Annotated in this window: 20 protein-coding genes; 10 read left to right on the plus strand and 10 right to left on the minus strand. The window is 70.7% G+C overall.

Features of this window, described 5'->3' with window-relative positions; translation table 11 throughout:
• Positions 1–75: 75 nt before the first annotated feature.
• Positions 76–480 carry an ACT domain-containing protein gene (locus ACQEV2_RS04255; protein WP_433036649.1) on the plus strand — a complete coding sequence of 135 codons (405 nt, stop codon included), beginning with the start codon at positions 76–78 and terminating at the stop codon, positions 478–480.
• Positions 481–523: 43 nt separating this feature from the next.
• Here ACQEV2_RS04255 and ACQEV2_RS04260 read toward each other — a convergent pair whose 3' ends face one another.
• Entirely contained in the window at positions 524–1,114 is a 591-nt protein-coding gene (locus tag ACQEV2_RS04260) for a hypothetical protein (protein ID WP_433036651.1), read from the minus strand.
• A gap of 150 nt (positions 1,115–1,264) precedes the next feature.
• Here ACQEV2_RS04260 and ACQEV2_RS04265 point away from each other — a divergent pair, with 150 nt between their 5' ends.
• Together ACQEV2_RS04265 and ACQEV2_RS04270 are read left to right on the plus strand one after the other, a co-directional pair.
• Positions 1,265–2,602, plus strand: coding sequence for a sensor histidine kinase (locus ACQEV2_RS04265; RefSeq protein WP_433036653.1), 1,338 nt, complete (start codon positions 1,265–1,267; stop codon positions 2,600–2,602).
• Positions 2,599–3,201, plus strand: coding sequence for a response regulator transcription factor (locus ACQEV2_RS04270; RefSeq protein ID WP_433036655.1), 603 nt, complete (start codon positions 2,599–2,601; stop codon positions 3,199–3,201). The genes ACQEV2_RS04265 and ACQEV2_RS04270 overlap by 4 nt, the downstream gene beginning before the upstream one ends.
• Before the next feature lie 19 nt (positions 3,202–3,220).
• Here the strand turns inward: ACQEV2_RS04270 and ACQEV2_RS04275 are convergent, their stop codons facing one another.
• The gene (locus ACQEV2_RS04275; protein ID WP_433036657.1) at positions 3,221–3,652 is read right to left on the minus strand and encodes a helix-turn-helix domain-containing protein; all 432 of its coding nucleotides are present in this window, start codon (positions 3,650–3,652) and stop codon (positions 3,221–3,223) included.
• Between the two features lie 74 nt (positions 3,653–3,726).
• On the opposite strand from ACQEV2_RS04275, the gene ACQEV2_RS04280 reads away from it, so the two are divergent.
• From ACQEV2_RS04280 to ACQEV2_RS04290, 3 genes are all read left to right on the plus strand, one after another.
• Positions 3,727–4,617 carry a class I SAM-dependent methyltransferase gene (locus ACQEV2_RS04280; protein WP_433036659.1) on the plus strand — a complete coding sequence of 297 codons (891 nt, stop codon included), beginning with the start codon at positions 3,727–3,729 and terminating at the stop codon, positions 4,615–4,617.
• A 71-nt stretch (positions 4,618–4,688) separates the two neighbouring features.
• Entirely contained in the window at positions 4,689–5,399 is a 711-nt protein-coding gene (locus tag ACQEV2_RS04285; protein WP_433036660.1) for a ThuA domain-containing protein, read from the plus strand.
• Complete coding sequence (locus tag ACQEV2_RS04290; RefSeq protein ID WP_433036662.1) at positions 5,369–6,490, plus strand: Gfo/Idh/MocA family protein; 1,122 nt, start codon at positions 5,369–5,371, stop codon at positions 6,488–6,490. Before ACQEV2_RS04285 ends, ACQEV2_RS04290 begins: the two co-directional genes overlap by 31 nt.
• A 13-nt stretch (positions 6,491–6,503) precedes the next feature.
• Here ACQEV2_RS04290 and ACQEV2_RS04295 read toward each other — a convergent pair whose 3' ends face one another.
• Positions 6,504–7,982: a glutamate-cysteine ligase family protein gene (locus ACQEV2_RS04295; protein ID WP_433036664.1), complete on the minus strand. Its 1,479-nt coding sequence runs from the start codon at positions 7,980–7,982 to the stop codon at positions 6,504–6,506.
• Positions 7,983–8,155: 173 nt separating this feature from the next.
• Between ACQEV2_RS04295 and ACQEV2_RS04300 the strand changes: the two genes are divergently transcribed.
• Together ACQEV2_RS04300 and ACQEV2_RS04305 are read left to right on the plus strand one after the other, a co-directional pair.
• On the plus strand, positions 8,156–9,325 hold the full coding sequence (locus ACQEV2_RS04300) for an MFS transporter (RefSeq protein WP_433036666.1): 1,170 nt from the start codon (positions 8,156–8,158) through the stop codon (positions 9,323–9,325).
• 57 nt (positions 9,326–9,382) lie between these two features.
• Positions 9,383–10,123: a maleylpyruvate isomerase family mycothiol-dependent enzyme gene (locus tag ACQEV2_RS04305; RefSeq protein ID WP_433036668.1), complete on the plus strand. Its 741-nt coding sequence runs from the start codon at positions 9,383–9,385 to the stop codon at positions 10,121–10,123.
• Between the two features lie 18 nt (positions 10,124–10,141).
• On the opposite strand, the gene ACQEV2_RS04310 is transcribed toward ACQEV2_RS04305, so the two are convergent.
• The gene (locus tag ACQEV2_RS04310; protein WP_433036670.1) at positions 10,142–10,519 is read right to left on the minus strand and encodes a MarR family winged helix-turn-helix transcriptional regulator; all 378 of its coding nucleotides are present in this window, start codon (positions 10,517–10,519) and stop codon (positions 10,142–10,144) included.
• Between the two features lie 86 nt (positions 10,520–10,605).
• Here ACQEV2_RS04310 and ACQEV2_RS04315 point away from each other — a divergent pair, with 86 nt between their 5' ends.
• Both ACQEV2_RS04315 and ACQEV2_RS04320 read left to right on the plus strand, forming a co-directional pair.
• Entirely contained in the window at positions 10,606–12,087 is a 1,482-nt protein-coding gene (locus tag ACQEV2_RS04315) for an MFS transporter (protein WP_433036672.1), read from the plus strand.
• A 74-nt stretch (positions 12,088–12,161) separates the two neighbouring features.
• Complete coding sequence (locus tag ACQEV2_RS04320) at positions 12,162–12,446, plus strand: DUF6332 family protein (protein WP_433036674.1); 285 nt, start codon at positions 12,162–12,164, stop codon at positions 12,444–12,446.
• On the opposite strand, the gene ACQEV2_RS04325 is transcribed toward ACQEV2_RS04320, so the two are convergent.
• From ACQEV2_RS04325 to ACQEV2_RS04350, 6 genes are all read right to left on the minus strand, one after another.
• The gene (locus tag ACQEV2_RS04325) at positions 12,407–13,072 is read right to left on the minus strand and encodes a response regulator (RefSeq protein WP_433036676.1); all 666 of its coding nucleotides are present in this window, start codon (positions 13,070–13,072) and stop codon (positions 12,407–12,409) included. The genes ACQEV2_RS04320 and ACQEV2_RS04325 overlap by 40 nt on opposite strands.
• Positions 13,069–14,313, minus strand: a complete 1,245-nt coding sequence (locus ACQEV2_RS04330) for a sensor histidine kinase (RefSeq protein WP_433036678.1) — start codon at positions 14,311–14,313, stop codon at positions 13,069–13,071. The genes ACQEV2_RS04325 and ACQEV2_RS04330 overlap by 4 nt, the downstream gene beginning before the upstream one ends.
• A 213-nt stretch (positions 14,314–14,526) precedes the next feature.
• Entirely contained in the window at positions 14,527–17,055 is a 2,529-nt protein-coding gene (locus tag ACQEV2_RS04335) for a tetratricopeptide repeat protein (RefSeq protein WP_433036680.1), read from the minus strand.
• 118 nt (positions 17,056–17,173) lie between these two features.
• Complete coding sequence (locus ACQEV2_RS04340; RefSeq protein ID WP_433036682.1) at positions 17,174–17,890, minus strand: hypothetical protein; 717 nt, start codon at positions 17,888–17,890, stop codon at positions 17,174–17,176.
• Positions 17,887–18,291, minus strand: coding sequence for a hypothetical protein (locus ACQEV2_RS04345; protein WP_433036684.1), 405 nt, complete (start codon positions 18,289–18,291; stop codon positions 17,887–17,889). The genes ACQEV2_RS04340 and ACQEV2_RS04345 overlap by 4 nt, the downstream gene beginning before the upstream one ends.
• Before the next feature lie 372 nt (positions 18,292–18,663).
• On the minus strand, positions 18,664–19,356 hold the full coding sequence (locus tag ACQEV2_RS04350) for a TetR/AcrR family transcriptional regulator (RefSeq protein ID WP_433036686.1): 693 nt from the start codon (positions 19,354–19,356) through the stop codon (positions 18,664–18,666).
• Positions 19,357–19,415: the final 59 nt, after the last annotated feature.

Raw genomic sequence — 19,415 nt, forward strand, 5'->3', positions numbered from 1 at the left:
GCGCTTCCGGTACGCCGAGTCCCGGTCCGGCCGCCGGGACTGCGAAGGCGTGGGGCCGCCGGTACGCTCTCGATCATGGCTGGTGAACGTGACCTGCAGAAATTGCTCAGCGGTATGCGCCCGGCGCTCAACCCGGGCCGCTATGTGTTCACCACGGTCGAGGGTCGCGTCCCCTCCGGCGTCACCCCGGTGGTCACGGTCGCCGAGCCGGAGGGCCTCACCGTGGTCGCACGGCAGGAGGAGGCCGACGCGGCGGGGATGGCCTACGACTATGTGGCGGGCTGGATCACGCTGCGCGTCCACTCGGCGCTGGAGGCGGTGGGCCTGACCGCCGCGGTCTCCCGGGACCTCGCCGACGCCGGCCTGAGCTGCAACGTGGTCGCCGGGTTCCACCACGACCACCTCTTCGTGCCGGCCGAGGACGCGGACCGGGCGGTGAGCGTGCTGGAGGATCTGGCGCGCCGCTCCGGCCGGGGCTAGACCGGGCACTTCGGTCGAGGCCAGGCCGGCCCTTCGGCCGAGGCTAGAGAAGAAAGAGCAACTGGACGGCGACGAGTACGTCGATGACGCCGCACCACTCGGCGAACGTACGGGAGACGACCTTGTCGAGCCCGAGGTGCACGAAGTCCCATACGCCGTGGAAGAACCAGCCGGCCGCCAGCAGATAGCGGCCCAGGTCCGGATCCACCACCAGCCCGGCCAGAGCGAGCCCGCAGAAGACGAGCGCGCCCGCCGCCTGCACCCCGAGCGTGGCCCGCCCGTGCGGTGTCCCGCGCACGGCTCCCCATGCCAGGAGGACCAATGCCAGGGCGACGAGGACCGTCGAGGGGGCGACCACGTCCTGGAAGGGGAGGACGAACACGGCCACCAGCCCGGCCCCGAGCACCGGCCAGGTGGCCTGCGGCTTACCGATCTGGTTGACGACCAGATAGATCAGCGGCAGCAACGGCAGGGTCTCGCCGAAGCCGCCGACCGCGTCGGCCACGTCCTGCGAGCCGGATGCGATCACGTTGAGGGCGACGACCGCGACGGCCAGCGCCGTGGGCCAGCGCCGCTTGAGCAGCGTGGCTGGGTGCGACCGGTCGGCGATCGGGTGAGAGGCAGGGCCGGACATGGGAAGTCTCCTGGTCGTGAAGGGATGTGGTGACACCTCCAACCTGCTGTGCGGAGCAGCTCGCCAGTAGTGCCGAATCTCCCTGCGCGCACGTGGCGTTGTCACGTCCTCGCATGACATTTGTCATGCGGCGTGGGCCACAATGACCGGGTGGGGGACGGGGCGATCGATGGTGACGCGGCGGGGCTGACGAGCTTCCGCCGCTATACGTGGTGGACCGTGCCGGGCATGACCGTGTGTGTCCTGGCGGTGTTCGTCGGCGAGTGGATCCTCGACGGTGACGTCCCGTTGTGGGCCCGCGGCCCGGCCGCCGCCGCGCTGGCGGTCGAGGTGTGGGCCAGCGTCGTCCTGCTGAGCCGGCGGCTGGCCCTCCTCCCGGTGACGGACGCGCACCCCGGCGGACCGCCCCTGGGCCGGCTGATCGCCGCCGTGGGAGCCGGAGTTGTGCTCGCGGCCTTCCCTCTCGCCCTGCGCGACTACGGGCTGTGGCCGGTGGCGCCCGCCCTGGTGGTGTCGATCGTCGCCACGTACCTCCCGCCGCGCCGCAGGCGGCTGCTGATCGCGGGCGCCGTCGTCCTGGCGCCGCTGCCCGGGGGGCTGGTCAGTCTGGCCGCGGGAGACGGGGAGCTGGCGTACGCCGCGCTGTTCCCGGCCGGGCTGGTCGCCTTCACGGCCTGGGTGACGCTCGGCCCGCTGTGGGCCTGGGACACGGCACGGCGGCTGGACGAGGCGCGACGGCTGGAGGCGGAGCTGGCGGTCAGGGAGGAGCGGCTGCGGTTCGCCGCCGACCTGCACGACATCCAGGGCCACCACCTCCAAGTCATCGCACTGAAGAGCGAGTTGGCGGCGCGGCTCGTCGATCTGGACCCCGCGCGCGCCGCCGCGGAACTCAAGGAGATACGGCGGCTGTCGGCGGACGCCCTGAGCGACACCCGGGCCGTGGTGCAGGGGTACCGTCGCACGTCCCTGGACGACGAGATCGGCAACGCGACACGGGTGCTGGCCGCGGCCGACATCGACGCGAAAATGACCCTCGACCCCGCGGCCGTGGCCGCCGGCCTCACGGACTCCGCCCGGCACCTCCTGGGTCTGGTGATGCGGGAGGCCACCACGAACGTGCTCCGGCACAGCCGGGCCGGGCACGCCGAGGTCGACTACCGGATCGCGGACGGGCGCGCCCGTCTGCGGGTGAGCAACGACGGTGTCGAGGAGCATCCCGCCGCCCTGGACGGCACGGGACTGCGCACGCTCGCCGAGCGGCTGAAGGCGGCGGGCGGCGAGCTGACGTGGCACCGGGACAGTGACCGGTTCACGGTCACGGCCACGCTGCCCGCGCACTCACCGGAGCCGAAGCCGTCGCCGGAATCACCGGAGCGGAAACAGTTGCCGCAATCACCGGAGCCGAACCAGTCGCCGCAATCACCGCAGCCGACACGACCGCCGACCTCACCGGTGTCGCGGAATCCCGCGGACGGAGCCGCCCGATGATCCGCCTGATGATCGCCGACGACGAGGACCTGCTCAGAAGTGCCCTGGCCGCCCTCCTCGCGCTGGAGCAGGACCTCACCGTCGTCGCCGAGGCGGCCACCTCCACCGAGGCGGTACGGCTGGCCCGCGAGCACCGCCCCGACATCGCCGTCCTCGACCTGGAGATGCCGCCCACCGACGGGCTGCGGGCCGCCGAGGAGATCCGGGCCGAACTGCCCACGCAGATCGTCCTGGTGACCCGGCACGCCCGGCCCGCCGTCCTGCGCCGGGCCCTCGCCGCCGGGGTACGCGGCTTCGTGCCCAAGACGACCCCGGCGGCCCGGCTGGCCGAGATCATCCGGGACATCGCCGTCGGCCGCCGCTATGTGGACCCGGACATCGCCGCGTCCGCGCTGACCGAGGACGACTGCCCCCTCACCGACCGGGAACTGGAGGTCCTGCGTGCCGCCCGCACCGGCGCGTCGATCGCGGACATCGCCGCCGAGATCCACCTGGCCTCCGGCACGGTCCGCAACTACCTCTCCTCCGCCATGTCCAAGCTGGGCGTCCCGACCCGGCATGCGGCCGCCCACCGGGCCTGGGAGCAGGGCTGGATCTGACCTCCCGGTCCCACGGGCCTCACCGGTGGCCCGGAGCCCGCTTCCCCGGCACCGCGACAGCGCCGGACGCGGCGGACTTCAGGAGGCGGCGGAAGGTGGGGCATTCCATGTGGCTCGGTGCGGGGCAGGCGGCGGCGTGCCGCAGGGAGTCCCGCAGGACGGCCAGTTCGCGGATCCGACTGTCCAGTTCCTCCGCCTTGGTCGTGAGCATCTGCCGGTCGATGTGCGGCTGTCCGTCCGGCGCGAACATGTGCGCGATCTCGTCGAGCGAGAACCCGGCGGTGCGCCCCAGCGCGATCAGTGCCAGGCGCTCCAGTACGCCGGGATCGTACTGACGGCGCAGGCCCCGCCTGCCGATCGGGGTGATCAGCCCCTTGTCCTCGTAGAAACGCAGGGTCGAGGCGGGAACTCCGGCGCGGCGCGCCACCTCGGCGATGTCCAGGTCCGTCATCCTCTTGACCTCAAGTCGACTTGAAGTCGCACGCTGTCATCCCGGCCCGAGGAACGCAAGCCAAGGAGACGACCATGGACGCCACGCGCAGGACCGACGACGAACAGGCGGCCCGTTGGAACGCACTCGCCGGCCACGCATGGGTCGAGATGCAGCCGGTGCTGGACCGGATGTTCAAGCCGTTCGAAGACCTGCTCGTCGAAGCGGTGACCACCGCGCGCGGCAGCCATGTGCTCGATGTCGGCTGCGGCACCGGCGGCACCACGCTGGCCGTCGCGCGGCGGCTGGGCCCGGAGGGTCACTGCGTCGGCATCGACATCTCCGAACCGATGATCACCGTCGCCCGGGCGCGCGCCGAGCGGGAGGGCGCACCGGCCTCCTTCATCCACGCCGACGCGGCGGATCACGCGTTCGAGACCGCCGCCTTCGATGCCGTGATCTCACGCTTCGGTGTCATGTTCTTCCACGACTCCGTCCGGGCCTTCGCGAACCTTCGGCGTGCCGCCAGGGACGGCGCCCGGCTCCGGTTCATCGTGTGGCGCGGCGCTGAGGAGAACCCGTTCATGACGACGGCCGAACGCGCCGCGGCACCGCTCCTGCCGAACCTTCCCGCCCGCCGGCCGGACGGGCCGGGACAGTTCGCCTTCGCGGACGCGGGTGACGTCCGCCGCATCCTGGTGGAGAGCGGATGGGCCGGGATCGACATCCGGCCGATCGACGTGGACTGCACCCTGCCGGAGAGCGAGCTGGTCCGTTACTTCACCCGGCTCGGCCCAGTGGGCCAGGTTCTGCCCGACGCGGACGAGGAGACCCGCGCGCGGGTCGTCGAGACGGTCCGCGCGGCGTTCGACACGTTTGTGCAGGGCTCCGAAGTCCGCTTCACCGCGGCCTGCTGGCTGGTCGACGCCAGGGCGGGCGCCCACGCCCCGACGCGAAACTTTCGCGGTTCCGGCACCCCTTCCTGAGCACGAGCGGACCGACGCATAGTGAGGGAGCAGTGCAACGGGGTCGGCCACTGGAACGGTGATTCAACGAGATGACGCGGAAGAACGCCCTGGTGGTGCGAGGCGGTTGGGAGGGACATCAGCCGGTCCGGGCCACGGAGCTGTTCCTGCCGTTCCTTCGAGGCAACGGGTACGACGTCCGGGTCGAGGAGTCGACCGGCGTCTACGCCGACGCCGCCGAGATGGCCGCCACCGATCTCGTCGTGCAGTGCGTGACGATGTCGCAGATCAGCGCCGAGCAGCTGGCGGGACTGACCGCGGCGGTCGAGGCAGGCACCGGTTTCACCGGCTGGCACGGCGGCATCGCCGACTCGTTCCGCGCCTCCTCCGACTATCTCCACCTGGTGGGTGGGCAGTTCGCGACCCACCCGGGCAAGGAGCCGTGTGAACGCCGGGGTGTTCAGGAGGACAACTACCTGCCGTACGTCGTCGCCATCACGGAACTCGGCCGCGAGCACCCCGTCACGGCGGGCATCGAGGACTTCGAGCTGCACACCGAGCAGTACTGGGTGCTCCACGACGACCTGATCGACGTCCTGGCCACCACGACCCATCCCGCCCGGCCGTGGCAGCCCTGGCACCGTCCGGTCACCTCGCCGGCGGTGTGGACCCGCAGGTGGGGCGCCGGGCGCATCGTGGTGACGACACCGGGGCACAGCCTCGACGTGCTGGAGAACCCGAACGTCCGCACCGTCATCGAGAGGGGCATGCTGTGGGCGACGCGCACCGCATCGGCGTCGTAGGCCTCGGGGTCATCTCCCGCGCGTACCTGGACACGCTCGTCGGCCATCACGCCGTACGGATCACCGCGGTCGCCGACCTCGACGCCTCCCGTTCGGCCGCGGTCGCCGCCGAGTTCCCCGGTGTCCGAGCGCTGACCGTCGAGGAGTTGCTGAGCAGCCCGGACGTGGACACGGTGCTGAACCTCACGGTCCCCGCGGCCCACGCCGAGATCGCCCTGGGCGCGGTGGGCCATGGGAAGAACGTCTACGGGGAGAAGCCGCTGGCCGCCGGCTTCCCTGATGGTCATGCGGTGCTGGAGGCCGCCGCGCGGGCCGGCGTGGGTGTGGGGTGTGCGCCGGACACCGTGCTGGGTACCGGAATCCAGACGGCGCGGGCGGCGGTGGAGGCGGGAAGCATCGGGCGGCCCCTGTTCGCCTCGGCCGTGATGGTCACTCCGGGACACGAACGCTGGCATCCCCACCCCGACTTCTACTACGCCGCCGGGGGCGGGCCGCTGCTGGACATGGGGCCGTACTACCTCACGTCCTTGGTCCACCTCCTGGGTCCGGTGCGTGCCGTGATCGGGGCGGCCGGCCGGCTGCGCACCGAGCGCGTCATCGGTTCCGGCCCGCGCGCGGGCGAGCGGATACCGGTGGAGGTGGACAGTCATGTCTCGGGTGTGCTCGAGCATGTGAACGGGGCTCTGACGACGATCACGACGAGCTTCGACGGGGTGGCCGCCACCGCCGCGCCGATCGAGGTGCACGGTGACGCGGGAACCCTGGCGGTGCCGGACCCGAATCACTTCGACGGTGAGGTACGGCTCTTCGAACTCGGCGGCACCCAGTGGCGGACGCTCCCCCCGTCCGCGGGTTACGCCGAGGGCGCGCGGGGCGTCGGTCTGCTCGACTTCATCGCCGCGGACGGGCAGCGGTCGCCCCGCGCGAACGGTGACCTCGCCCTGCATGTGCTGGAGACGATGAGTGCCCTTCTGCGTTCGTCGGCCGAGGGGCGGCGCATCGAGCTGACGACGTCGGCGGAGCCGCCGGTCGCCGTTCCGCTGACGGCCGCCGAGGTGTGGAGGGGCGCCGACGCCCGCCGGGCCGCATAGCACTGAGCGGAGGTCAGTCCACGTCCCACGTGTGCGCGGGCGCGTTCAGATGCATGTAGTCCATGTACGTCTTGGTCATCAGCCGGAGCGCCTCCGCCCGGTCGGCGGTGCCGCCCTTCTCCAGGTGGTGGACCGTCTCCGCCTGCCACAGGGCGCCGTTGCGGGCGGCGACGCAGCGTTGCTGGACGATGCCCAGCAGGGGTTCGCGCCACGCCGCGTCCAGGCCGGCCAGCTCCAGGCCCCGATGGGCCAGGGGCAGCAGGCGCCGCAACACCAGTTCCGTGACCGGCACTTCGCCCATGCCGGGCCAGTACAGGCGGGCCTCGATGCCGTCGCGGGCGGCGGTGTGGAGGTTCTCCTCGGCCACCGAGAAGGACATCCGGGTCCAGATCGGACGGTCCTCGTCGACCAGCGCGCGGGTGAGGCCGTAGTAGAGGGCGCCGTTGGCGATGGTGTCGGCCACGGTGGGGCCGGCGGGCAGGACGCGGTTCTCGATGCGCAGATGGGGGCCGCTGTCGGTGACGGCGTAGACGGGCCGGTTCCAGCGGTAGATCGTGCCGTTGTGCAGCGTCAGTTCGCCCAGCTGCGGCACATCGCCCCGGTCGAGCGCCTCCTGGGGGTCCTCGTCGTCGCACAGCGGCAGCAGCGCCGGGTAGTAGCGCACGTTCTCCTCGAACAGGTCGAAGACGCTGGTGATCCACCGCTCCCCGAACCACACCCGGGGCCGTACGCCCTGGGCCTTGATCTCCTGGGGGCGGGTGTCGGTGGCCTGCTCGAACAACGGGATACGGGTCTCGCGCCACAGCTCCTTGCCGAACAGGAAGGGCGAGTTCGCCGCCAGCGCGACCTGCACGGCCGCGACGGCCTGGGCGGCGTTCCAGTAGTCCGCGAAATCCTTCGGCGAGACCTGAAGGTGGAACTGGGTGCTGGTGCAGGCGGCCTCGGGGGTGATGGTGTCGGCGTACGTCGACAGGCGCTCCACGCCGTCCACCGTGATGCGCAGGTCCTCGCCGCGGGCCGCGAAGATCTGCTCGTTGAGCAGCCGGTACCGGGGGTCGCCGGACAGGGCTGATTCGTCGACGTGGGTCTCCCCCAGGGTCGGCAGGATGCCGATCATGATGAGGTGGGCGCCCACGGCCGCGGCGCGTTCGTCGGCGTGGTTGAGCGCGTCGCGGATCGCCTGCTCCCAGGCGCCGGGGCCGCCGGTGGTCAGCTCCCGGGGCGGAATGTTGATCTCCAGGTTGAAGCGGCCGAGCTCGCTGGACCAGGCGGGGTCGGCGATCGCCTGGAGCACATCGGTGTTCCGCATCGCCGGCAGACCGTCGTCGTCCACCAGATTGAGCTCGATCTCCAGCCCGACCCTGGGGCGTTCGCTCTCGAACGCCGATTCGCGCAGCATCTGCGCCAGCACATCGAGGCAGGTGTGCATCTTCTCCCGGTACCGGCGGCGATCCTCCCGCGTGAACACCAGGGCCGGCACGTCACGTCCCATGTGCCCTCCCGAGTTCCCTCGGCGGATACCTCTCGTCCCAGAGTGACACTTCGAACGGCACGCGGACAGTCAGGCGCCGAGGCTCGTCGGACGTAATCCCCTTGCCCCGCTTGCGGCACTCCCCCTAGCCTGACTTTGTGCCGCAAATAAACAAATCCCGAACGCACAACGCCGTGCCGGGCAACCGCAGCACCCTCACCCGTCTCCGCATCGCCCTCACCACCTTCTTCGCCCTCGACGGCTTCCTGTTCGCCGGCTGGGTCGTCCGCATCCCCGCCATCAAGGAACAGACCGGCGCCACCGCCAGCGCCCTCGGCCTCGCCCTCCTCGGCGTCTCCGCGGGCGCGGTGCTCACCATGACCCTCACCGGCCGGCTCTGCCGCCGCTACGGCACCCACCAGGTCACCGTCGTCTGCGCGGTCCTCCTCTCCCTGAGCGTCGCCCTGCCCCCGCTCACCCACTCCGCGCCGGCCCTGGGCGCTGTACTCCTCCTCTTCGGCGCCGCCTACGGCAGCATCAACGTCGCCTTCAACAGCGCCGCCGTGGACCTGGTCACCGCCCTGCGCCGGCCCGTCATGCCCAGCTTCCACGCGGCCTTCAGCCTGGGCGGCATGGTCGGCGCGGGCCTCGGCGGGCTGGTCGCGGGGGCCCTCTCCCCGACCCGGCATCTGCTGGGCCTCGCCGTGACCGGGCTCCTGGTGACGGTCGTGGCGGGCCGTACGCTGCTGCGCCACGAACCGCCGGCGGCCCCGCGCCCGGCACACCCGGAGCGCGGCACCCCGCGCCGCCCGGACGGCAGAACCCGTGGACTGGTGCTCGTCTTCGGCCTGATCGCCCTGTGCACGGCCTACGGCGAAGGCGCCATGGCCGACTGGGGCGCCCTGCACCTCGAACAGGACCTCCATGCCTCGCCCGGCGTCGCCGCCGTCGGCTACTCCTGCTTCGCGCTGGCCATGACCGTCGGCCGCCTCACCGGTACGGCCCTCCTCGAACGGCTCGGCCACGGCCGTACCGTCATCGCGGGCGGCGCCACCGCGGCGTGCGGGATGCTGCTCGGCTCGCTCGCCCCGTCCCTCTGGGCGGCGCTGCTCGGCTTCGCGGTCACCGGGCTCGGTCTCGCCAACCTCTTCCCCGTGGCCGTCGAACGCGCCGGCACCCTGGCCGGCCCGAGCGGCGTCGCCACCGCGTCCACCCTCGGCTACGGCGGCATGCTCCTCGGCCCGCCCGCCATCGGCTTCATGGCCGACTGGCTCTCCCTGCCCGTCGCCCTCACCAGCGTCGCCGTCCTGGCGGCGATCGCCACGCTCATCGGGCTCGCGACACGGCGTACGGCGCGGAACTGAGCGTGCGCCGCACGCCGGCTTCCCTTCGACCGCGCTTCATCCGACACACTCATCCCCATGGAGACAGCCGACTTCGTTCGAACCCTGGACCGCGAGGGTCTGTTGCTCGCCGCGGCCGCCGAGGAGGCCGGGTCCGGCGCCAAGGTGCCGACCTGCCCGGACTGGCAGGTGCGGGATCTGCTGCGGCACACGGGGATGGTGCACCGCTGGGCGACGGCGTACGTCGCCGAGGAGCACCGCTCGTACCACCCCGACGGCGGACTGCCCGACCTCGACGACGCCGAGTTGCTCACCTGGTTCCGGGAGGGGCACCGCCACCTGGTCGACACCCTCGCGGGAGCCCCCGCCGATGTGCGGTACTGGCACTTCCTGCCCGCCCCGTCGCCGCTCACCTTCTGGGCGCGCAGGCAGGCTCACGAGACGACCGTGCACCGCTACGACGCGGAGGCGGCACGCGGTGGGACGCCGAGCGCGATCGACCCGGGCTTCGCGGCGGACGGCATCGACGAGTTGTTGTGCGCCTTCCACGCCCGCCCTAAGAGCCGCGTCCGCAGCGCCGAACCCCGGGTATTGCGGGTGCGGGCGACGGATACGGACGGCGCCGCATGGACCGTACGGCTGTCGCAGGAGCCGCCCGTGACCGAACGGGACGACGTGGGAGAGGCCGACTGCGAGATCGCCGGGCCGGCCGGGCAGCTGTACCTGTCGCTGTGGAACCGGCTGCCGTTCCCGCACGTGACCGGCGACGCCTCGGTCGCCGTACTGTGGCGGGAGAACTCCGCGGTCACCTGGAGCTGAACCCGGCGCGTACGCCGCTCAGTTCGCGAGCATCCTCGTCAGCACCGCACGCTGCACCGGCAGCACCTCACCGTGCAGCGTGCGCCCCTTCACCGTGAGCGCCACCTTCACGCCACGCCGGTCCTCCGGGCACATGCCGCGCTCGACCAGCCCGTCCTTCTCCAGCCTGGCGATCAGCCGCGACAGCGCGCTCTGGCTGAGATGGACGCGCTCGGAGATCTCCTGGACGCGGTACGCGCAGGATCCGTCCGCCAGCACGTCCAGGACCTCGAAGTCGCTGGCGCACAGGCCGTGCCGGTTGAGGGCGCGGTCGAGTTCGCACTGCGTGCGCGCGTGCAACGCCAGGATGTCCCGCCACTGGTCCACGAGCGCCTGTTCGGCCTTCTTCGCCGCCATGGGCGCACCGTAGCAGAGAACCGCGATTATTGCACCGGAATTAAATGCGTTTGCATTTCATGCATGCGCATGTAGTGTTCTGGGTCATGACCTCTCCGCTCACCAAGCCCTCGTCCGAGGAGCGTTGGACTCCCCGACTGTGGGGCACCCTGCTGGTGCTGTGCGCCGCCATGTTCCTGGACGCGCTGGACGTGTCGATGGTCGGTGTCGCCCTGCCGTCCATCGGCGCCGACCTGGACCTGTCCACCTCGACCCTGCAGTGGATCGTCAGCGGCTACATCCTGGGCTACGGCGGCCTGCTGCTCCTCGGCGGACGGACCGCCGACCTGCTGGGCCGGCGCCGGGTCTTCCTGGTGGCCCTGGCCGTTTTCGCGCTCGCCTCACTGCTCGGCGGGCTCGTCGACTCGGGTCCGCTGCTGATCGCCAGCCGCTTCATCAAGGGTCTGAGCGCGGCCTTCACCGCCCCGGCCGGACTGTCGATCATCACCACGACGTTCCCGGAGGGCCCACTGCGCAACCGGGCGCTCTCCATCTACACCACCTGCGCGGCCACCGGCTTCTCCATGGGTCTCGTGCTCTCCGGCCTGCTCACCGAGGCAAGTTGGCGCCTCACCATGCTGCTGCCCGCACCCATCGCCGTGATCGCGCTCGTCGCCGGCCTGAAGCTGCTGCCGCGCAGCGAGCGCGAGAAGGACCACAGGGGCTACGACATTCCCGGCGCCGTCATCGGCACCGCCTCGATGCTGCTGCTGGTCTTCACCGTCGTACAGGCCCCCGAAGTCGGCTGGGCCTCCGCCCGCACCCTGCTGTCCTTCCTGGCCGTCGCCGCGCTCCTGACCGTGTTCGTCCTGGTCGAACGGCGCTCGCCGGGCCCGCTGATCCGGCTGGGCGTGCTCCGCTCCGGCAACCAGATCCGCGCCCAGCTCGGCGCCATGACCTTCTTCGGCTCGTACATCGGCTTCCAGTTCCTGGCCACGCTGTACCTCCAGTCGCTGCTCGGCTGGTCGGCGCTGCAGACGGCGCTCGCCTTCCTGCCCGCGGGCGTGCTGGTGGCGGTGTCCGCGACGAAGATGGGCGCCATCGTCGACCGGTTCGGCACCCCGCGTCTGATCCCGGCGGGCTTCGCCCTGATGGTCATCGGCTACGCGCTCTTCCTGCGCGTCGATCTCGACCCGGTGTACGCGGCGGTGATCCTGCCGAGCATGCTGCTCATCGGCGCAGCCTGCGCGTTGGTCTTCCCCTCGCTCAACATCCAGGCCACCAACGGGGTCGACGACCACGAGCAGGGCATGGTCTCCGGTCTGCTCAACACCTCGGTGCAGGTGGGCGGCGCGATCTTCCTGGCCGTCGTGACGGCCGTGGTCACCGCCAACTCCCCGGAGAACACCACTCCGCAGGCCGTCCTGGACAGCTACCGGCCCGGGCTGACCGTCGTGACCGGCATCGCCGTCATCGGGCTCCTGATCACTCTGACGGGGCTGCGCCCGCGGCGCCGGCAGCAGTCCGTCGTCGTCGCGAGGTCCACCCTGAAGGAGGCTGAAGCGGACCGCGTGCCCGTCCGCGACTAGGGGGAACGCCTCCACACCGTGTGCCCGGCGGGGTCTGCTTGCCCCGCCGGGCACACACCTGTGAGACTCGCCGTATGACTGGATACGGGGGACGGCGCGATCAGGCGCGGCGGGACGCCATCACCGTCGAGATCGGATACGCGCTGTGCAGTGCGGCGTTCGCGGCGGCCCTGCTGTTCGGAGCGGTGGCCGGACCTGCGTTCGTCTTCGATCTGTCGGGCGGTGCGCGCAGCACACTCGTCGGCACGGGCGGCACGCTCGCAGCCGTACTGTTCGTCGCCCGGGTCGTCAGCGTCCTGGTCCGCTTCCAGGGAGCCTCTCAGCCCAGCCAGCCCGGCCGTACCAATCCCGACTCATAGGCCAGCACGACGAGTTGGGCCCTGTCCCGGGCGCCGAGCTTCACCATCGTGCGACTGACGTGGGTCTTCGCGGTGAGAGGGCTCACCACCAGGCGGCGGGCGATCTCCTCGTTGGACAGGCCGATGCCGACCAGCGTCATCACCTCCCGCTCGCGCTCGGTGAGTTGGGAGAGGGAGCCGGCGGCCGCGGGCTCCTTGGAGCGGGCGGCGAACTCGGCGATCAGCCGCCGGGTCACCCCCGGCGACAGCAGCGCGTCGCCGTCCACCACCGCCCGGACGGCGCGCAGGAGTTCCTCGGGCTCGGTGTCCTTGACCAGGAACCCGGAGGCGCCCGAGCGGATGGCCTCGAAGACGTACTCGTCGAGTTCGAAGGTGGTCAGCATGACCACCTTCACGCTCGCCAGGGCGCCGTCCTGGGTGATCCGGCGGGTCGCGGCGAGGCCGTCCAGGAGCGGCATGCGGATGTCCATCAGGACGACGTCGGGCCGCAGTTCGCGCACCTTGCGCAGCGCCTCCTCACCGTCGGCGGCCTCCCCCGCCACCTCGATGTCGGGCTGGGCGTCGAGCAGCGCCCGGAAGCCGGCCCGCACCAGTGACTGATCGTCGGCGAGCAGTACGCGGATCACCGGTCCTCCTTGGTCTCGGCAGCGCCCTTCAGCGGCAGGACGGCGAGCACCCGGAACCCGCCGTCGGCCCGCGGGCCCGCCTCGATCGTGCCACCCAGCGCGGCCGCCCGCTCCCGCATTCCGGCCAACCCGTTGCCGCTGCCGCCCGCGTCGGCGCCGGTCGCGGGACCATCGTCGTCGATACGCAGCCGTAGCGTCGTCGCGTCCTCGTGATCGAGGTGCACGCGTGCGTGCCGCGATCCCGAGTGGCGTACGACATTGGTGAGGGCCTCCTGGACGATGCGGAAGGCGGCGAGGTCCGTGCCGGGCGGGAGGCGGGGCGGCTCGCCCTGCACCTCGACGGTGAGGCCCGCGCTCGCCGCCTGCTGCACCAGTTCGGGCAGCCGGTCGAGGCCGGGCGCCGGCGTGCGGGGCGCGTCGCCGGGGGTGCGCAGCGTGTCGAGGACCTGGCGGACCTCGCCGAGCGCCTCCTTGCTCTTGGCCTTGATGGTGGTGAGCGCCGTGCGCGCCTGCTCGGGGTCGGTGTCGAGGAGGGCGAGGCCGACGCCCGCCTGCACATTGATCACGGAGATGCTGTGCGCGAGGACATCGTGCAGCTCACGGGCGATCCGCAGCCGTTCCTCGTCGGCCCGCCGCCGCGCCGCCTGCGCCCGCTCGGCCCGCTCCCGCGCCCACTGCTCGCGCCGGATCTTGGCCAGCTCCGACACCGCCACGATCGCCGCGACCCAGGCGGCGATCACACCCTCCTGCCCCCAGGGGGCCGCCGAGTCGCCGGACGGCGGCAGCCACTGGTACAGCCAGTGCGCCACCAGGGCATGCCCGACCCAGAACACTCCGACGGCCGCCCAGGCCGCCCTGCGGTGTCCGGTGACGATGGCGTTGAAGCAGGCCACGGCCACGGCCACGAAGACCGGGCCGTACGGGTACCCGGCGCCCAGATAGACCGTGGCGGCCACCGCCGTACCGAACACGACGGCCACCGGATACCGCGTGCGCCACAGCAGGAGTCCCGCCGCCACGAGCAGCAGCGCACGGGCGAAGAGGTCGAGATCCGCCCGGTCGTCCTGCCCCTGGGCGGCGAAGTTCGAGCCGGCCAGCACGAAGACCGTGATCAGCACGGTGGAGCGCCAGGGCCGGCGAGGGGCGCGGTCCTCGCCGTCCTCCCACCGGTTCCACCACGGCGGCCCGTGCCGCCACCACATCGGCGGACCGCCGCCCCGGCGTTCCTGCTGCTCGTCCATGTCCGCCACGCTAGACGCGATGGCCGCCGGGCGGCGTCACCCGCGCGTGGTGATCACGCGTACTCCCCGCGAAGTACGTCCGCGACCTCGCCCTGCCTCGCCGAGATCAGACGCCTGATCACCCGACTCACCGACCGCCGGCCCGCCACTGGAAACGGCGCGGACACAGTCCATACAGCTGCCCGGCAATTCAGCACAACCACCGTTGCGGTGCTAGTCCGCAGCGGGATCATCACTTTCGACGCGGGCCGCCTCGATGATTTTCTTCGCGAGAGCCCAGAAGGCAGGGAATCGCAGAGACTTGTGTGACGCCGTGAAGGTGATGAACGACGTTTCTGTCGGGAGGACGAACTGAGCCTGCCGGTACTCCTCCTCGCCGGCCGAGAAGGTGTAGTCGATCAAATGACCGGAGTGGGGCCCAATAGTGGCAGGTTCGCTGCGCTCGACATTGAAGGCGTTGAATGTCTGCTGCAATGTGCCCAGGTGCTGCACGAGGAATTGATGCAACGGCCTGCCGTTTCGCGCCTCACGAACCACCACGATGTTGGGGCGGAAGCCATCGGTCGGTTCGGACTGAACCAAGATCGTTTGCGAACGGTCCTCCCATCCGGGGAGCAGCGGTAATACAACGTCGCTCACACCTGTGAATTTCATGCTCATCCCCTTGAGGAGATCTTCAAGGACTGCCTCGGCTCCATCCTCATCGCCTGCCTCCCATAGCCAGTAGGCGAGCCTCTGGCGCACGGAGAGGGTGTCGGGGTGGCCCCTCCCTCGCACCCGTATGTGATCGGCAAGACTCTTTTCGTACAGGGCGATGGCTTGCCCCAGGTTCCCCGCCGACTGATAGGTGAGCGCGAGGTTGCTGCGGGAGGTCAGGGTGTCGGGGTGGTCCTCACCCAGCAGTCGAATCCGGTCGGCCAGGGTCTGTTCGTGCAGGGAGATGGCGCGGTCCAGGTCGCCCGCTGATTCGTAGGCGATCGCGAGGTTGCTGCGGGAGGTCAGGGTGTCGGGGTGGTCCTCACCCAGCAGTCGAATCCGGTCGGCCAGGGTCTGTTCGTGCAGGGAGATGGCGCGGTCCAGGTCGCCCGCTGATTCGTAGGCGATCGCGAGGTTGCTACGGGAGGTCAGGGTGTCGGGGTGGTCCTCACCCAGCAGTCGAATCCGGTCGGCCAGGGTCTGTTCGTGCAGGGAGATGGCGCGGTCGAGGTCGCCCGCTGACAAATACGCGACCGCGAGGTTGTTGCGGGAGATCAGGGTGTCGGGGTGGTCCTCGCCCAGCAGTCGTGTCCGGGCGGCGAGAGTCTGTTCATGGAGGGCAATGGCGCGGTCCAGGTCGCCCACTGATTCGTAGGCGACCGCGAGGTTGCTGCGGGAGCGGAGGGTCTCGACGTGGTCCTCGCCCAGCAGCCGTGTCCGGTCGGCCAGGGTCCGTTTATACAGTGGGATGGCTCGGTCCAGGTCACCCGCTGATTCGTAGGCGACCGCGAGGTTGTTGCGGGAGATCAGGGTGTCGGGGTGGTCCTCACCCAGCAGTCGAATCCGGTCGGCCAGGGTCCGTTCGTTCAGGGGGATGGCTCGGTCCAGATCACCCGCTGACAAATAGGCGCCGGCGAGGTTGCTGCGGGAGGTCAGGGTGCCGGGGTGGTCCTCGCCCAGCACCCTCCCGAAATCGGTGAGGGTCTTCTCGTACAGGGGGATGGCGCGGTTCAGGTCGCCCGCTGATTCGTAGGTGACCGCGAGGTCGTTGCGGGTCGTGAGGGTGTCGGGGTGGCCCTCACCCAGCAGTCGTATCCGATCGGCCAGGGTCTTTTCGTACAGGGCGATGGCTTGTCCCAAGCTCCCCGCCCACTGATAGGCGCCCGCGAGGTCGTTACGGGTGGTGAGGGTGTCGGGGTGGCCCTCACCCAGCAGTCGTATCCGATCGGCCAGGGTCTTTTCGTACAGGGCGATGGCTTGTCCCAAGCTCCCCGCCCACTGATAGGCGCCCGCGAGGTCGTTACGGGTGGTGAGGGTGTCGGCGTGGCCCTCACCCAGCAGTCGTATCCGATCGGCCAGGGTCTTTTCGTACAGGGCGATGGCTTGTCCCAAGCTCCCCGCCCACTGATAGGCGCCCGCAAGGTCGTTACGGGTGGTGAGGGTGTCGGGGTGGCCTTCACCCAGGACTTGCCGACGTGTCTGCTCCGCGCGCTCCAGGTACGGGACGGCGCGGGAGGTCTGGCCCTGCCCTTGAAGAAACAGTGCGGTGTGGTGGAGGACGAATGCGGTGGTCACGGTGTCGGTGAGGGGATCCGTGGCCGTGGCGAGCGCGTCGATGTGGGGCAGCAACTCCCGCCAGCGGGGCCAGCCGGCGGGATTGCCCGCCGGGTCATCGGGCAGCGCATCGCGCAAGGCCGCGGTGGCCTGTGAGTTGGCGCGGCTGATGAGGTCGGGAGCGCGCTGAGGGTCCGTGGGATCAGGAGTGCGCGTGACGGTCTGAACGAGGCGATGGACACTGACGGTGGTCTCGGTGAGTGTGATCATGCTGTAGGCGGCCAGCAGGACCAGAGCCTCGTCAACCGCGATCAGGTCGTCATGCAAGGACGACACCAGGTCGCGGGGTACGTGCTCGGGAGCGACCCAGGCCAGAGCGCGGAGCAGGTCGGCGGCAAGCGGGTTCTGATCAGTGATGGCGGCCAGGGTGAGGTGCCAGATGCGGGCGATGGTGCGCTCCTGCTCCCCGCCGGCGGGTGAGGCGGCGAACATGCGGGCCGGGGCGCGCCGCAGCCGGTCCAGGTAGGTGGTGGGGGCCAGGGCGGCGTGGCGGATGTAGGCGGCGGCATGTTCCAGAGCCAGGGGCAGGTACCCGAGGTCGGCGGCGATATCAGTGAGGGCCGGGGTTTCGGCGCGGTGGCCGGTGACACGGGCCAGCAGTTCGGCGGCAGCGGTCGGGGTGAGGGTGTCCAGAGGGACGGGGCGGGCGAGCCGGTGCCAGCCGTATGCGCGACGGGTGGTGATCAAATCGCTGGCCGATGTACGGGGCGATGACCTCCGGAGCGGCGGCGTTGTCGAAGACCAGCAGCCAGCCGGTGTGGGACTGAAGCCAAGTGAGTGCCCAGGGCATGGCCTGGTGACTCGCTGTCGTGGTGAACTCGGCTTGCGGGTTCAGGCGGGCCGCCAGGTCCGTCAGCGCGGTGGTGATGCCGTCGGGACTGTCGGCGTTTATCCACCACAGAGGGGTGTAGTCGGCCAAGCGGCGGTGGGCGTAGTGCAGGACCAGGGTGGTCTTGCCGACTCCTCCCAGCCCGTGCATCACTTGCGTGACCACGCCCGCGCCGTCGGCCACGGCGGCCTCCAGGCGGTTCAGGTCCTCCTCCCGGCCGACGAACACATCGCTGGCCGGGGCCGGCAGATTGGTCAGCCCCGGGGGCGGATCCACCTGGGCAGGCGAGCGGTATGCGTCGGGCGGCAGGACCTGAGTGCGTGCGTCGATGCTCGCGCCCTCGCCCGTACTGATGACCCCGCGGTTGGTCTTAACGGCGGCTGAACGGTGGCCCGTCGCCTCCACGCCTCGGACGGGTGTGGGATCTGGTTGAGTCATCGCTGGATCGTGGCGTTGTCCCCGGTGCTGATGACGCCCGAGTTGTCCTTGGTCGCGACTGAGCGTTCACCGGAGGCGGTCAAGGTCACACCTGCTTCGGCGAGCATGCCAGTCAGCTCGGTGACCAGGGAGGGGTCATCGCGCAGCATCTTCTTGATCTGGGCACGCAGGCCGGCCTGGAAGTCCTCGTCACCTGGATTGTCGCTCGCGTCGTTGACGGCTTGTTCGAGCTCGGGGCGATTGTCCTCACGGCTCCAGAGGCGTTGCAGGATGCGCTGCCCGAACGCGACGGTGGCATCCGCGCTTGCGTCGGTGGTCCGCATCAGCACGGCAGTGCCATAGGTGGTCACAGCAGCGGTGACATAGGGCGTGATCTCGTTGGCCACTGTCAGTGCGTCCATAGCTGTCCCCCCGAAGTCCCGTTGCCCCCTGGCCGACGGTGCCCCACATGGTGCCACTGCCACTGCGCCCAGGATGGTGGAATCTCGTATTTTCGCAGCAAGTTGGAACTATGTGCGGTTACTCGCGGGGCCAGGTTGGCTTTCAGTGGCGAGACGGGCACGGCTGATGTTGCTGTGTGGTTCTGGGACGCCGAATTGCGGCAGTTCGTTGGACCCAGACCTTCAGCCGAGGACGCGAGGGAACTCCGCCGCATGCTCGGCGCGGTTCGCTGCTGGGTGGGAGCCCGGTGAACAGGTCGTGGACGGGCGGCGCCGTCGCGTCGGAGTGCCCGCCCACCACCAGGCGAGATCACCCGACGCAAGGAAGCACTACTAGGCCACCAGGCCCACACCATGGGCCAGTTGACCCACCGCATGCCGGAAGAACGCCTCCCGGTCCTCCACGATCCGGTTGAACTGCCCGAACAGTTCGAACCCGACCAGCCCGTACAGCTGGGCCCAAGCGGCGACGAGGGCCGTCACGGTCTCGGGCGGCAGGTCGGGCGCGAGGTCGGCGGCCATCCGCTCGGCCTCGGGACGCAGATCCGCGGGCAGCGGGGGCTCGGTGAGTCCGGGGCCCTCGTGGGCGTCGCGCGCGATGCCGATCAGGAGGAGGCCGACGCGGGAAGCGGCCGGGACGGTGGTGTCGGGGGCGGTGTAGCCGGGCACCGGCGAGCCGTAGATCAGTGCGTACTCGTGCGGATGCGCCAGCGCCCAGCCCCGCACGGCCTCGCACACCGTGGTCCACCGCCGCACCGGCCCGGCGTCGGCGACGTCGCGGTGCGCGGCCTCGGCGGCCTCGCCGAGGGAGTCGTAGGCGTCGATGATGAGCGCGGTCAGCAGGTCGTCACGGCTGGGGAAGTAGCGGTAGAGCGCGGAGGAGACCATGCCGAGCTCCCGGGCCACGGCGCGCAGCGACAGCTTGGCGGCGCCCTCGGCCGCGAGCTGTCTGCGGGCCTCGTCCTTGATGGCCGCGGTCACTTCCATCCTGGCGCGGGCGCGCGCGCCCTGTGCGGTGCTGCTCATGTGAGGCAGTCTTCCACGAAGGGCGGAGCAGTGCACACGTTCCAGAGCAGCGCCCAAAA

The organism is Streptomyces sp. CA-251387 (genome assembly GCF_050936625.1).
In the GTDB taxonomy this organism is placed as follows: domain Bacteria; phylum Actinomycetota; class Actinomycetes; order Streptomycetales; family Streptomycetaceae; genus Streptomyces.

What these genes read in the sequence shown, in the direction of transcription:
- ACQEV2_RS04330 (WP_433036678.1), bottom strand. Translation starts at nt 14,313, where the DNA reads ATGGACGAGCAGCAGGAACGCCGGGGCGGCGGTCCGCCGATGTGGTGG.
- ACQEV2_RS04275 (WP_433036657.1), bottom strand. Translation starts at nt 3,652, where the DNA reads ATGACGGACCTGGACATCGCCGAGGTGGCGCGCCGCGCCGGAGTTCCC.
- ACQEV2_RS04255 (WP_433036649.1), top strand. Translation starts at nt 76, where the DNA reads ATGGCTGGTGAACGTGACCTGCAGAAATTGCTCAGCGGTATGCGCCCG.
- ACQEV2_RS04260 (WP_433036651.1), bottom strand. Translation starts at nt 1,114, where the DNA reads ATGTCCGGCCCTGCCTCTCACCCGATCGCCGACCGGTCGCACCCAGCC.
- ACQEV2_RS04315 (WP_433036672.1), top strand. Translation starts at nt 10,606, where the DNA reads ATGACCTCTCCGCTCACCAAGCCCTCGTCCGAGGAGCGTTGGACTCCC.
- ACQEV2_RS04295 (WP_433036664.1), bottom strand. Translation starts at nt 7,982, where the DNA reads ATGGGACGTGACGTGCCGGCCCTGGTGTTCACGCGGGAGGATCGCCGC.
- ACQEV2_RS04335 (WP_433036680.1), bottom strand. Translation starts at nt 17,055, where the DNA reads ATGTTCGCCGCCTCACCCGCCGGCGGGGAGCAGGAGCGCACCATCGCC.
- ACQEV2_RS04280 (WP_433036659.1), top strand. Translation starts at nt 3,727, where the DNA reads ATGGACGCCACGCGCAGGACCGACGACGAACAGGCGGCCCGTTGGAAC.
- ACQEV2_RS04345 (WP_433036684.1), bottom strand. Translation starts at nt 18,291, where the DNA reads ATGGACGCACTGACAGTGGCCAACGAGATCACGCCCTATGTCACCGCT.
- ACQEV2_RS04270 (WP_433036655.1), top strand. Translation starts at nt 2,599, where the DNA reads ATGATCCGCCTGATGATCGCCGACGACGAGGACCTGCTCAGAAGTGCC.
- ACQEV2_RS04305 (WP_433036668.1), top strand. Translation starts at nt 9,383, where the DNA reads ATGGAGACAGCCGACTTCGTTCGAACCCTGGACCGCGAGGGTCTGTTG.
- ACQEV2_RS04350 (WP_433036686.1), bottom strand. Translation starts at nt 19,356, where the DNA reads ATGAGCAGCACCGCACAGGGCGCGCGCGCCCGCGCCAGGATGGAAGTG.
- ACQEV2_RS04320 (WP_433036674.1), top strand. Translation starts at nt 12,162, where the DNA reads ATGACTGGATACGGGGGACGGCGCGATCAGGCGCGGCGGGACGCCATC.
- ACQEV2_RS04310 (WP_433036670.1), bottom strand. Translation starts at nt 10,519, where the DNA reads ATGGCGGCGAAGAAGGCCGAACAGGCGCTCGTGGACCAGTGGCGGGAC.
- ACQEV2_RS04285 (WP_433036660.1), top strand. Translation starts at nt 4,689, where the DNA reads ATGACGCGGAAGAACGCCCTGGTGGTGCGAGGCGGTTGGGAGGGACAT.
- ACQEV2_RS04340 (WP_433036682.1), bottom strand. Translation starts at nt 17,890, where the DNA reads ATGACTCAACCAGATCCCACACCCGTCCGAGGCGTGGAGGCGACGGGC.